The 13,116-nt window shown below is 73.8% G+C and carries 9 protein-coding genes; 2 read left to right on the top strand and 7 right to left on the bottom strand.

What is annotated here, in order from left to right; all coding sequences use genetic code 11:
- From ABZ898_RS09220 to ABZ898_RS09200, 5 genes are all read right to left on the bottom strand, one after another.
- A partial coding sequence (locus ABZ898_RS09220; protein WP_361654680.1) for a sugar phosphate nucleotidyltransferase occupies nucleotides 1-230 on the bottom strand: 230 nt, incomplete at its 3' end.
- Between the two features lie 96 nt (nucleotides 231-326).
- Entirely contained in the window at nucleotides 327-4,577 is a 4,251-nt protein-coding gene (locus tag ABZ898_RS09215; protein ID WP_361654677.1) for an Rne/Rng family ribonuclease, read from the bottom strand.
- 263 nt (nucleotides 4,578-4,840) lie between these two features.
- Nucleotides 4,841-5,617: a TIGR03936 family radical SAM-associated protein gene (locus tag ABZ898_RS09210; protein WP_361654674.1), complete on the bottom strand. Its 777-nt coding sequence runs from the start codon at nucleotides 5,615-5,617 to the stop codon at nucleotides 4,841-4,843.
- A gap of 46 nt (nucleotides 5,618-5,663) precedes the next feature.
- On the bottom strand, nucleotides 5,664-6,821 hold the full coding sequence (locus tag ABZ898_RS09205) for a hypothetical protein (protein WP_361654671.1): 1,158 nt from the start codon (nucleotides 6,819-6,821) through the stop codon (nucleotides 5,664-5,666).
- 38 nt (nucleotides 6,822-6,859) lie between these two features.
- Entirely contained in the window at nucleotides 6,860-7,474 is a 615-nt protein-coding gene (locus ABZ898_RS09200; protein ID WP_361654668.1) for a hypothetical protein, read from the bottom strand.
- Nucleotides 7,475-7,657: 183 nt separating this feature from the next.
- Here ABZ898_RS09200 and ABZ898_RS09195 point away from each other — a divergent pair, with 183 nt between their 5' ends.
- Both ABZ898_RS09195 and ABZ898_RS09190 read left to right on the top strand, forming a co-directional pair.
- A complete protein-coding gene (locus ABZ898_RS09195; protein ID WP_361654665.1) occupies nucleotides 7,658-8,911 on the top strand; it encodes a dipeptidyl aminopeptidase in 1,254 nt (417 codons plus the stop codon).
- A 118-nt stretch (nucleotides 8,912-9,029) separates the two neighbouring features.
- Nucleotides 9,030-9,383, top strand: coding sequence for a DUF805 domain-containing protein (locus tag ABZ898_RS09190; protein ID WP_361654662.1), 354 nt, complete (start codon nucleotides 9,030-9,032; stop codon nucleotides 9,381-9,383).
- 121 nt (nucleotides 9,384-9,504) lie between these two features.
- Here ABZ898_RS09190 and ABZ898_RS09185 read toward each other — a convergent pair whose 3' ends face one another.
- Together ABZ898_RS09185 and ABZ898_RS09180 are read right to left on the bottom strand one after the other, a co-directional pair.
- Nucleotides 9,505-11,460 (bottom strand): TIGR03960 family B12-binding radical SAM protein, encoded by a 1,956-nt coding sequence (locus ABZ898_RS09185; protein ID WP_361654659.1) that lies wholly within the window; start codon nucleotides 11,458-11,460, stop codon nucleotides 9,505-9,507.
- 119 nt (nucleotides 11,461-11,579) lie between these two features.
- Nucleotides 11,580-13,079, bottom strand: a complete 1,500-nt coding sequence (locus ABZ898_RS09180) for a CYTH and CHAD domain-containing protein (RefSeq protein ID WP_361654656.1) — start codon at nucleotides 13,077-13,079, stop codon at nucleotides 11,580-11,582.
- Nucleotides 13,080-13,116: the final 37 nt, after the last annotated feature.

Genomic DNA, 13,116 nt, shown 5'->3' with positions numbered 1-13,116 from the left:
TACTTGGCCTCCAGGGCCGCCTTACGGTCGTACACGGCCTCCTTGCGGTAGCCGACGATCACCCCGACCTCGGTCAGACCGACCTCCGCGAAGTTCCCCAGCGTCAGGTCCAGCACCGTCAGCGACTCCTCGTCGCCCTCCGGGCCCACCGGCACCAGAGCCTTGGGCAGCGTGTCGGTGTAGGGGCGCAGACGCCGTCCGGCGCCGGCCGCCAGCACGAGACCTATCATCGCGGGTTCTCCTTACTTCCCCGCTCCAGCGGGGTGTGGGGGGACAGCCGTGTGGCCCTGCCGCGAGCGACAGGACCACACGAGGGGTTGTTCGGATCAGCTCTCGTCGTCCGACGCGGAGACCGCGGCGGCCTTCTTCGCCGTCGACCCGGCGGCCTTCTTGGCGGTCTTGGTGGCCGCCTTCTTGGCCGTCGTCTTCTTCGCCGTCGTCTTCTTGGCCGTCGTCGTCTTGGCGGCGGCCTTCTTGGCCGTCGTCTTCTTGGCGGCGGTGGCCTTCTTCGCGGCCGTCTTCTTCGCCGGTGCCTTCTTGGCCGCCTTGCGGGCGGTCTTCTTGGCGGGCTCGGCGTCCTCGACGGCCTCGGTCTCCGCCTCGACGGCGTCCTCCTCGGCGGCCGGCTCCGGCGCGGACGACGGGACGACCAGGACGGCCGCCTCCTCCGTCCCGCCCGGCGCGGTGGCCTTGCGCACCGCGCGGCGGCGCGGACGGGCCGGGGCGGCGCTCTCGGCGGGCGCCTCCTCGGCCGCCGGGGCGGCCTCCGGCTCCGGCTCGGCGACCGGCGCGGGCTCGGCGACGGTCACCACGGCGGCCTCGGCCCCGGCCGGCGAACCGGCGGGCGCCGACACCTTGCGGGTGACCCGGCGACGGGCGCGGCCCTTGGGCGCGGCCTCCTCGGCGGCGGGCTCGGGCGCGACCACCGGGTCCTCGGCGGCCATGGGCGCGGCCTGCGCCTCGGTGGCCTGCTCCGGCTGGACGGTACGGACGGCGCTCTCCTCGGCGGTCACCGACGCGGCGGTCGGCGCCTCCTGCTGGGCCCGCTCGAAGCGTTCGGCCTGCGCGGCACCCCGGCGGCTGCCCTCCTTCGGCGCACCGGCCGGGGCCGAGGCCCGGCGGCCGGCCCGGCGGCGCGAGCGGCCGCGGCCCGCGGCCGCCTCCGCCTCGGCGACGGAGCTGTACAGGTCCTCGTCCGGGGTGAACTCCGGCGAGGGCAGGGCGAGCGGCTCGGCGGCCTCGGCGGCCACCTCGTCGGCCGTCTCGTCCGGCGCGGGCGCCTCGGCCACGGCCGTCTCGGCCGTCACGGTGACGGTGTCGCCCTCGTGGGTGTGGCCGTCGCCGCCGCGGCCGCGCTTCTTGCGCTTGCCGCCACCGCCGCCGCCGGCGGCCGTGGGCTGCTCCATGTGGACGATGACACCGCGGCCGTTGCAGTGGACGCAGTTCTCGGAGAAGGACTCCAGCAGGCCCTGGCCGACCCGCTTACGGGTCATCTGCACCAGGCCCAGCGAGGTCACCTCGGCCACCTGGTGCTTGGTCCGGTCCCGGCCCAGGCACTCCAGCAGACGGCGCAGCACCAGGTCCCGGTTGGACTCCAGCACCATGTCGATGAAGTCGATGACGATGATGCCGCCGAGGTCGCGCAGCCGGAGCTGGCGCACGATCTCCTCGGCCGCCTCCAGGTTGTTCCTGGTGACCGTCTCCTCCAGGTTGCCGCCCTGGCCGGTGAACTTGCCGGTGTTGACGTCGACCACGACCATCGCCTCGGTCCGGTCGATCACCAGCGAACCGCCGCTGGGCAGCCAGACCTTGCGGTCCAGCGCCTTGGCGAGCTGCTCGTCGATCCGGTACGTGGCGAAGACGTCGGTCTCGCTGGTCCACTTCTGGAGCCGGTCGGTCAGGTCCGGGGCGACGTGGGAGACGTAGCCGTGGATGGTCGACCACGCCTCGTCACCGCTGACGATGACCTTGGAGAAGTCCTCGTTGAAGATGTCGCGGACGACGCGGACGGTCATGTCCGGCTCGCCGTACAGCAGCGCCGGGGCGTTGCCCGTCTTCGCCTTCTTCTTGATCTCCTCCCACTGCGCCTGGAGCCGCTCGACGTCACGGCGCAGCTCGTCCTCGCTCGCGCCCTCGGCGGCGGTGCGCACGATGACGCCCGCGTCCTCGGGGACGATCTTCTTGAGGATGGTCTTCAGCCGGGCGCGCTCGGTGTCGGGCAGCTTGCGGCTGATGCCGGTCATCGAGCCCTCGGGGACGTACACGAGGTAGCGGCCCGGCAGGGAGACCTGGCTGGTGAGGCGGGCGCCCTTGTGGCCGATCGGGTCCTTGGTCACCTGGACCAGGACCGGCTGGCCGGACTTGAGGGCGGCCTCGATGCGGCGCGGCCCGTTGGCCATGCCGAGCGCCTCGAAGTTGACCTCACCGGCGTACAGGACGGCGTTGCGGCCCTTGCCGATGTCGATGAAGGCGGCCTCCATGGACGGCAGCACGTTCTGGACCTTGCCCAGGTAGACGTTGCCGACGTAGGAGGTGGCCTGCTCCTTGTTGACGTAGTGCTCGACGAGCACGCCGTCCTCCAGGACGCCGATCTGGGTGCGCTCGCCGTGCTGGCGGACGACCATCGTCCGCTCGACGGCCTCGCGGCGGGCGAGGAACTCGGCCTCGGTGATGATCGGCACGCGGCGGCGGCCCTGCTCGCGGCCCTCGCGGCGGCGCTGCTTCTTCGCCTCCAGGCGGGTCGAGCCCTTGATGGACTGGACCTCGTCGGACGGCTCGGCGGCCTTACGGGGCTCGCGGACCTTGACGACGGTGCGCTCGGGGTCGTCGCCGGCCTCGGCCTCGCCCCCGGAGTCACCGGCACGGCGGCGACGACGGCGGCGACGGCGGCTGGAGCTGGAGCCGCCGGACTCCTCGCCCCGCGCGTCCTCGGCGTCCTCTTCCTCCTGCTCGGCGGTGTCCTCGGCGTCCTGGTCGGCCTGCTCGGCGGCCAGGTCGCCGGACTCGCCGTCCACGCCCTCGCCGTTCTCGCTGTCGTCACCGTCGAAGGCGTCGCCACGGCGGCGACGACGGCCGCCCCGGCGGCGACGGCGGCGGGAGCCGGAGTCGTCCGCGCCCTCGGCGTCGTCGGAGTCGTCGCCCTCGGCGAGGTCCTCGGCGGGCTCCTCGGCCGGCTCCGGCTTCTCCTCGGCGGCGCGGGTCTCCTCGGCGGGGGCACCGCGGCGGCGACGGCGACGGCGGCCGCTGTCGGCGCGCTCGTCGGCGAAGGTCTCGGTGGCGGCGCTCTCCTCGGGCTTCTCGGCCTCCTCCTCGCGGACACCGGCGGCCTGGGCCGCGGCCTCGGCGGCGGCGCGCTGCGGGGTCTGGAACCTCGGCTCGGTGAAGACCGGCGCCTGGAAGGTGGCGACAGCGGGGCGGCCGGACCTGCGGGGGGCGTCGCCCTCGGCGGGGGACGGCGCGGAGAACCCGCCCGCGGCCTGCCGCACGGCACGGCGACGGCGGCGGCCGCCCTCGGGCTCGGTCTGCGCGGGCTCGGACTGCGTCGCCTTGCGGGGGGCACGCGGCTCGGGCTCGACGGCCTCGGTCTTCTCCTCGGCGGCGGCCGGGGCACCGGCAGGCGCGGAGGCACGACGGGTCGCGCGGCGGCGCGAGCGGGCCGGAGCGGCCTCCGCCTCCGCCTCGGGCTCGGCCTCGGCGGCGGGAGCGGGCTCGGCGGCGGGGACCGGCTCGGCGGCGGGGGTCTCCTCGGCGGCGGCCGGGGCACCGGCGGGCGCGGAAGCGCGGCGGGTGGCGCGGCGGCGCGAGCGGGCCGGAGCGGCCTCCGCCTCGGGCTCGGCGGCGGGGGCCGGCTCGGCATCGGCGGCGGGGGCCTCGACGGCGGTCTCGGTGGTGGCGGCCTCGGCGGCGGGCGCGGTGGCACGACGGGTGGCACGGCGGCGCGGGCGGGCCGGAGCGGCCTCGGCCTCGGGCTCGGCGGCGGCCGGAGCGGGCTCGGCGGGCGTCTCGGCGGCGGGCGCGGTCTCGGGCACCTCGGCGGCCTTCGGCGCGCCGGCCGGGGCGGAGGCCCGGCGGGTGGCGCGGCGACGCGGACGCGCGGCCGGGGTCTCGGTGGCGGACTCGGCGGGCGCGGTGGCCGCCTGGTCCTCGGTCTCCTTGGCCACGGCGGCCTCCTCGGGCTTGTCGTCCTCGGTGACGACCGGAGCGGGTGAACCGGCGGGCGCGGAGGACCGGCGGCGGGTACGGCGGGGCGCGGCGGCGGTCTCGTCGGACTCGGCCTGCTCGGCGGCGGGCGCGGCCGGTGCGGCCGTCTCGGTGGTGGTTTCCGCCGTCGCCGGGGCCCCGGTGGGCGCGGAAGCGCGGCGGGTGGCACGGCGACGCGGCCGGGCGGCCGTCTCGTCAGGGGTCTCGGGGGCCTCGGCCGCCGGGGCGGCGGCCTCCGGCTCCGCGGTGGTCCCGGCGCTGCCCGCGGCGGGCGAACCCGCCGGGCGGGAAGCGGCGCGGCGACGCCTGCGCGGGGGCAGCGTGTCGCTGGGGGTGTTCAGTTCGGAGCCCTCGTTGGGCTCGGTCGGTTCGAGCATGCGGGCGTTTCTCCCGTCGGAGCTCCCGGTCGCCGCGCCTGGCCCGGGGCCGGGCTCTGAGAGCCGGCCACCGCTGACGTCCGCGGCCCGCGCTGTGCGCGATGGCCGCCGTCCGGGGCGCGGGCGCCGCACGGGAGCACTCTGTGTCCTGTCTCACCGGTTCCGTACGCCTTGTCGGTACGGCCTGGCGAAAGTCTTCTGGTCGGTGCGCTGCCCGACCCAGGTGGCTCCCGGATACGAGGGCGGCGCTACGGCGTCCGTCCCTACGCGGGACCTTCCGGCGTCGGCGCCGTCGCGGCGGCAACCGGTTCGGCCTTCGGGGCCTGGGCTGCCTCGCGGTCGGGCGCGAGCGGGTCGGTCACCGTGCCGGTCTCTTCATCGAACAGCCCCTGCGCCAGCCTGGTCACCGCTGCGGGGACCGGCGGCGCCAGGTCGGCCACGGCGCGAAGACCGGACAGGACGTCGTCGGGTCGAACGGCAGGCGTCACGTGCCGAACAACCAGGCGCAGTATCGCACAGGGCCGGTCGCTGGGCCTATCAGCCGACTCGTCCCGTGTTTCGAGGCTGACCACGGCGGCGCGGGCGTCGAAGGTGCGGACACCGTTCTTGGCCATGCGCTGCACCTCGACCGTCTCCGCGGCCATGAAGGCGTCGGTGGCGGCCTCGGCGTCCTTCGGGGTCACGCCGTCCAGCCGCAGCTCCCACACGGAGGCGGTCAGCCGGTCGGCGAGTCCGGAGGTACGGCCCTCCACGGCGTCGACGATGTCGAGCCCGGCGGGCATCGACTCGTCGAGCAGGGCGCGCAGGGTCTCGGGGTCGCGCGCCGCGGTCAGCGCGATCTCCAGGTATTCCGCCTCACTGCCCGTGCCGGTGGGTGCGGCATTGGCGTAGGACACCTTCGGGTGCGGCGTGAACCCCGCCGAGTACGCCATGGGTACCTCGGCGCGGCGCAGCGCACGCTCGAAGGCGCGCTGGAAGTCACGGTGGCTGGTGAACCGGAGGCGGCCGCGCTTGGTGTAACGCAGTCGGATGCGCTGCACCGCGGGTGCGGGCGGCGGGCCTTCGGGCTGTCGCTTGCCCAGTGTCCTAGTCCTTCGTGAGAACGGTCGTACTGCTACCAAGAGTACGTGTGTCGGGCCCGTGGGGTTCCCGCCGGTCCACCGTGACCGGTCGCCGGGGGTCGCCGAAGAGGGCCCGCCGGAGGTCCCGGCGGGTCTCGCGCAGGGTGTCGCGGGCGGAGGCGAGGGTCTGCCGGGCGACCCGTCCGACCTCGCGCGCGACCCGGGCGGCGGGCCTGAGGACACCGTCGCGCACGGCGTGGCCGACGGGGGTGAGGACGGTGCGGTACACCCAGCGCGCGGGCTCCACGAAGATCCACCGGAAGAGGGTCCCCAGAGCCCGGCCCACGACGCGGGAGACGTGCCCGGCGATCCGCCATGCGTGCCCGAGCGCGTCGGCGGTCTCGCGCCCGACGACGGCCAGGAACCGGCCGACGGGGGCGAGGACCCAGCGCCACAGGGCGAGGGCGGGCAGCACGAACAGGATGCGCAGCGTCCAGTACAGGACCGCGCCCGCGCCGGCGGCCAGGGCTCGGGCGAGCCACGCCAGGGCCCGCCCGGCCGGGGCCAGCACCCGGGTGCCGAGCCACCGCGCCGGGACCACGACCAGGTACCGGGCGAGCCGGGCGGCACCGGCGTAGAGGCCGAGCCCGGCGGCTGCCAGCAGGGTGCCCAGACCCCGTACGAGCCACGCCAGACCGGCGCCGACGGGTGCCAGCACCCAGGTGTGGAGCCACCGGGCCGGGACGACCACCAGGTACCGGACGAGCCAGGCGGCGGCCTCGAAGGCGCCGGCCCCGACGGCGGCCAGCAGTGCGCCCAGGCCGCGTACGAGCCAGGCCAGACCGGCGCCGAGCGGGGTCAGGACGTGGACGTACACCCAGGACAGCGGCACTACGACGAGCACCCGGCCGAGCCATCCCAGCGCCCTGCCCACCGGGGCCAGCACCCAGCGCCAGAGCGCGACGAAGGGCAGGACGAAGAGGGCGCGGCCGGTCCACAGCAGGGCGCGTCCCAGCGGGCGGAGCACGGTGGCGTGCAGGAACCGGGCGACGGCGGCCAGCGCGTCCCACACCAGCCGCACCGGCACCACGAGCACCAGCACGACGATGCGTACCGGCAGCCGGACGGCGACGACGAGGCATCCCTCCGGGGGCGGCGGCGCGGGTGGCTTGTCGAGGTCCATACCGGTACAGACGCCGCCGGACGGGATTCGGATGCGTGTCAGGACGCCGGGTTGAGCCGTGCCTTGTAGCTCTCCGGGTAGCGCTGGGTGAACTTGACCGCGATCACCAGCAGGGCGATGGGGATGACCCAGTTGAACCAGTCGTCCTGGCCGGGGAAGTGGATGGCGAGCCAGGTGGAGGCCGTCATCACGGCGAAGGTGACGCCCCAGAAGGTGGTGAGGACGCGGTTGATGTGCCGGAAGACGGGCGAGTCCCAGTACTGGCGCGGGGTCGACTCGCGGGCGTACTGCGCGGTGAACGGGTCGTACAGCAGGGACGCGAACGCCACGACGGCGACCAGGCCGTTGGAGATGACCTGGGCGTAGGTCTCCAGCCAGAGCAGTTCCGAGCGGTTCAGGGCGAGGGCGAGGACGGAGAGGACGGCGAAGAACACGATGCCGACCACGTCGAGGATGCGGATCTTCCCGTGCAGCAGGTCCTGGCTGGCCAGCACGAGGGAGGCGACCAGCGCGGCGAGGGCCGCGTACTCCCAGGTGCTGGGACCGGCCACCACGCCGAAGATGATCCAGGGGGCGAACGAGAGGAAGACGCTGCCGGTGCCGACGGGCTTCTTGCCGGCCGAGGTCTGTTCCGTGGTCGCCTGCTGCACCATGAGGACGTCCTCCCGTGAGGTGTGCCGTCGTGGGATGTCGCCGGCCGTTCCCCCTTCCCCATCGTCACGCCGGGCGACCCGGCCCGCACGCCGCCCGTGGTGCGGGGCGGCGTGCGGGCACCTACCGTGAGAGGTGCGGTTCCGGACGAGCGAGGGGGCTCACCCGGCATGCCTGGAGCCGTCATGAGGTATCGCTTCAGCGACAACGACCAGTTCGACTACGAGATCCTGCTCGCCCTCGGTTCGGTGTGGCGGCAGGGAGCCGATGCGGGCGAAGTGCTCGGCACCGCCGCTTCGGTGGCGGAGGGAGACGGTCAGGCGTGGTTCGACGCCTGGCTGGACCTGGGCCGCCGCGTCCGGGTGGAGGCGGAGGAGTGCGCGGCGGCCGGCCATCTGGTGAGCGCCCGCGAGGGCTGGCTGCGCGCGGCCGGCTATCTCGGCACCGCGATGGTGGGCGTGGACGCGGTCCCGGACGCGGGCAAACGCGCGGCGGAGGCGTTCGCCGAGCACCGGGCCTGCCTGGACCGGTTCCTGCTGGCCTGCGACCCGCCCGCGGAGCCGGTGTCGATCCCCTACGAGGACACCACGCTCCCCGGCTATCTGGTGAGCCCGCCCGGCACGGACGAGCCGCTGCCGGTGCTGATCGTCAACAACGGCAGTGACGGCCCGCTCAGTTCCGCCTGGACGCTGCTCGGTGCCCCGGCGGTCGAGCGCGGCTACCGCGTGCTGCTCTTCGACGGTCCCGGCCAGCAGTCGATGCTCTTCGAGCGCGGGGTGAACTTCCGTCCCGACTGGGAGAACGTCGTCACCCCGGTCGTGGACTTCCTGCTCGCCCGGCCCGACGTGGACCCGCGCCGGATCGCGCTGGCCGGGATCAGCCAGGCCGGGTACTGGGTGCCGCGCGCGCTGGCCTTCGAGCACCGGATCGCGGCGGCGGTCGCCGATCCCGGTGTGGTGCGGGTGGCGGAGAGCTGGTGGCACAACCTGGGCCCCGATCTGCGCGCGCTGTGGGAGTCCGGGGACCGTGACGCGTTCGACGCGATCATCGAGGAGGCGCTGGAGCAGAACCCGGCGCTGGCGGCGACCTGGCGATGGCGGGCCAAGCCGTACGGGGTCGACGCGCCCTACGACCTGCTGTGCGAGGTCTCGCGGTACGACCTGCTGACCGAGGTCTCCCGCGACGACCTCACCCGTGTCGTCGACCGGATCACCACCCCGCTGCTGATCACCGACCCGGAGGGCGAGCACTTCTGGCCCGGCGCCTCGCGGCAGTTGTACGACGCGCTGCCCGGTCCGAAGGAGCTGGTCCGCTTCACCGAGGAGGAGGGCGCGCATCTGCACTGCGAGCCGCTGGGGCGGGCCCTGTTCGAGGAACGGGTCTTCGACTGGCTGGACGCGCGGCTGGCCCTCGCCGGGGTCACGGGGCCGGGGGTTTGATCACCGTACGGACGCGGCCTCGTAACGCATTGACTTGGGCACGCCAAAGCTATGGATTCCGGCCACCGGTGCTGCTTCCATGGGAAGCCAATCACGCACTTCCCTGGGGGGACGAGAAATGCACTGGTACCTGGACGTGCTCAAGAAGTACGCGGTGTTCAGCGGTCGCGCGCGGCGGCAGGAATACTGGATGTTCTTCCTGTTCAACCTGATCATCAGCATCGTGCTGGCGATCGTGGACGCGGCCCTGGACACCCAGGTTCTGCAGCTCGTCTACGCGCTCGCCGTGCTGCTGCCGTCCCTCGCCGTCGGTGTCCGCCGCCTGCACGACACCGGCCGCTCCGGCTGGATGATGCTGATCGGTCTGATCCCGCTGGTCGGCCCGATCATCCTGCTCGTCTTCCTCGCCTCCGAGGGCAAGCCGGAAGCCAACGAGCACGGCGCCAACCCGAAGTACGCCCCGGCGGTCTGACACAGACCCGCCACCACGGAGAAGGGCCCACCGGACACATCCGGTGGGCCCTTCTCCGTGTGCGGTCCTCGAGGGGACTCGACGGGAGGGGCCGGTGGTGCTCACCGGCCCCTCCCTCCGCTCAGTGCGTGTGGCCGCTCGGGGCCGGGGCTGCGTTCTTCACGGCCAGGGGCAGGAGCTTCTTGCCCGTCGGGCCGATCTGGATCTGGGTGTCCATCTGGGGGCAGACGCCGCAGTCGAAGCAGGGGGTCCAGCGGCAGTCCTCGACCTCGGTCTCGTCGAGGGCGTCCTGCCAGTCCTCCCACAGCCAGTCCTTGTCGAGGCCCGAGTCCAGGTGGTCCCAGGGGAGGACCTCCTCGTAGGAGCGCTCGCGGGTGGTGTACCAGTCGACGTCCACACCGAACTCGGCCAGCGCCTTGTCCGCGCAGCCCATCCAGCGGTCGTAGGAGAAGTGCTCGCGCCAGCCGTCGAAGCGGCCGCCGTCCTCGTAGACCGCGCGGATCACCGCGCCGACGCGCCGGTCGCCGCGCGAGAGCAGGCCCTCGACGATGCCGGGCTTGCCGTCGTGGTAGCGGAAGCCGATCGAGCGGCCGTACTTCTTGTCGCCCCGGATCTTGTCGCGGAGCTTCTGCAGGCGCGCGTCGGTCTCCTCGGCGGAGAGCTGCGGCGCCCACTGGAAGGGCGTGTGCGGCTTGGGCACGAACCCGCCGATGGAGACCGTGCAGCGGATGTCGCCCGAGCCGGAGACCTCACGGCCCTTCTGGATCACGTGGGTCGCCATGTCGGCGATCTGGAGGACGTCGTCGTCCGTCTCGGTGGGCAGGCCGCACATGAAGTACAGCTTCACCTGGCGCCAGCCGTTGCCGTAGGCGGTGGCGACCGTGCGGATCAGGTCCTCCTCCGAGACCATCTTGTTGATGACCTTGCGCATCCGCTCCGAACCGCCCTCGGGGGCGAAGGTCAGGCCCGAGCGGCGGCCGTTGCGGGTCAGCTCGTTGGCCAGGTCGACGTTGAACGCGTCGACGCGGGTGGAGGGGAGCGAGAGGCCGATCTTGTCTTCGGTGTAGCGGTCGGCGAGGCCCTTGGCGATGTCACCGATCTCGGAGTGGTCCGCCGAGGACAGCGACAGCAGGCCGACCTCCTCGAAGCCGGTCGCCTTCAGACCCTTGTCGACCATGTCGCCGATGCCCGTGATCGAGCGCTCGCGGACCGGGCGGGTGATCATGCCGGCCTGGCAGAAGCGGCAGCCGCGCGTGCAGCCGCGGAAGATCTCCACCGACATCCGCTCGTGCACCGTCTCGGCGAGCGGGACCAGCGGCTGCTTCGGGTAGGGCCACTCGTCCAGGTCCATCACCGTGTGCTTGGACACGCGCCACGGCACACCGGAACGGTTGGGGACGACCCGGCCGATACGGCCGTCGGGCAGGTACTCCACGTCGTAGAACGCCGGGATGTACACCGCGCCGGTCTTCGCCAGCCTGAGCAGGACCTCCTCGCGGCCGCCGGGACGGCCCTCGGCCTTCCAGGCGCGGATGATCTCGGTCATGTCCAGCACGGCCTGCTCGCCGTCACCGATGATCGCCGCGTCGATGAAGTCCGCGATCGGCTCCGGGTTGAACGCCGCGTGCCCGCCGGCCAGAACGATCGGGTCGTCGACCGTACGGTCCTTCGACTCCAGCGGGATGCCCGCCAGGTCCAGCGCCGTGAGCATGTTGGTGTAGCCCAGCTCGGTGGAGAAGGACAGGCCGAACACGTCGAACGCCTTCACCGGACGGTGGCTGTCCACCGTGAACTGGGGGACCTGGTGCTCGCGCATCAGCGCCTCCAGGTCCGGCCACACGCTGTAGGTGCGCTCGGCGAGGACGCCCTGGCGCTCGTTGAGCACCTCGTACAGGATCATGACGCCCTGATTGGGCAGACCCACCTCGTACGCGTCCGGGTACATCAGCGCCCAGCGGACCTCGGCCTCGTCCCAGGGCTTGACCGTGGAGTTCAGTTCTCCACCGACGTACTGGATCGGCTTCTGCACATGCGGGAGCAAGGCTTCGAGCTGCGGGAAGACCGACTCGACAGACATCGCGGCATTACCTTCGTGAGCGGACTGGGGGGCATCTCCCGGCCGGAGGCTGGAAGGGTGACCATCAAGCCTAACCCGTTCGGACGCCTCCTCCGTACGCCTCCCTCCGTACGCCGGTCTCAGCGCGGGAACGCCGACCGGGCCTTCTCCCACGCGCCGGGCAGCCGCTCCTCCGTCCGCCGGGCGGCCCGCTCCTCCCGCTCGTGCAGCACCCCGTAGGTGAAGGCGCTCTCCCCCGCCGCGTGCGCCACCGCGGCCAGCTCCACCAGGGTCCGGCGGGCCAGCACGCTGTCCTGGTGCTCGCCGAGCAGGCTGGTCAGCTTCTTCGCCCTGCGGGCCAGGGCGCGGGCCGTACCGCCGAGCGCCGGGACGGCGGCCTCGGCGGCGTAGCGGGCGCGCTTGGCCCGCTTGCGGGCCTCGTGCAGGGCGTGGTCGCGGTCCTCGCCGGGCGGCAGCTCCAGCGCGGCCGTGATCAGCCCGGACAGCTTGCGGCCCTCCTTGGCCAGCGCGCGGGTGAGCACCGCGCGGGGGCTGTCCGCCGCCCTCTTGCGCAGCGGCGGATCGGCGAGGAGGGTGTCGAGGCTGTCCAGCAGGGCGAGGTAGCGGGCGGAGTCCAGCACGCCGAGCAGATGGCCCCGGGTGCTGCCGTGCCGGGCGGTGGCCCAGGAGGCGAGGCGCTCGTGGACGGGGCCGGTGACCTGGACCCGCGGCAGGGCGTCGAGGGCCTCGGTCAGCCGGTCCGCCAGCACCTCCTGGTCACGGTCGACCCCGAGTTCGCGCGCCAGCCACTTCAGCTCGGCGGCGACGGGGGCGGTGGCGTCCCGGTCCAGGACCGAGCCGAAGCCGCGGAAGGCGGACCGCATCCGGCGGGTGGCCACCCGCATCTGGTGCACGGAGTCCGGCAGGTCCCGGCGGACACCGGGGTCGCGGGCGAGGATCGCCTCGCGCTGCTCGCGCAGATACGCGAGGACGTGGTCCCCCGCCGTCACCGGCTCGGCCGTGCGCGCGGACCGGGCCCGGGAGCCGCCGGTACGGCGCAGCGCCTCGGCCACCTTCGACGACGCCTTCGACGGCCGCACGCCCGCCGCGCCTAGCCGCTCCTCCACGGCGTCCAGCAGGGCGGGGTCGGCGCCGTCGGCCAGCTCCACCTCGATCTCGGTCCAGTGGGCGGTGCCGCCGGCCCGGTTGAGCCGCTCGGCGTCCACGGTGTCGACGCTCGCCTCGGCCAGCAGCGCGCCGTCGGCGCCGATCAGGTGCCGCACGTCGCGGGCGGACCGCAGCCGCACCACGGGCACCAGCTCGGCGCCCCGGACCCGCGAGCGCACCAGCGCGGCGATCTCCCCGGGCACGGTGTCGGAGAGCGGCGCCCTGATCTCGTCCCGGACGCCGGGAGCGACGGGGAACTTCAGATGCCATCCGGCGTCCGAACCCCCGGTGCGGCGGCGCAGCGTGAGCGAGGCCGCGCCCAGCCGCTCGTCGGCGGTGTCGTAGTAGACGGCGTCCAGCTCGACCAGCCCCCGGTCGACGACCTCCGCCACCCCGCCGGCGCCGGTCAGCTCGGGCAGAGCGCCGTCCGCCACCTCGTACTTCCGCTCGATCTCCCGCTTCACGTCCGCCATGAACCGAATCTAGAACGCGTCCGCGATCTCAACCAGC

Source organism: Streptomyces sp. NPDC046860, from assembly GCF_040645115.1.
Taxonomy (GTDB): domain Bacteria; phylum Actinomycetota; class Actinomycetes; order Streptomycetales; family Streptomycetaceae; genus Streptomyces.
Note: the sequence above shows the minus strand (reverse complement) of the source record. Positions and strands in the feature narration are given on the sequence as shown.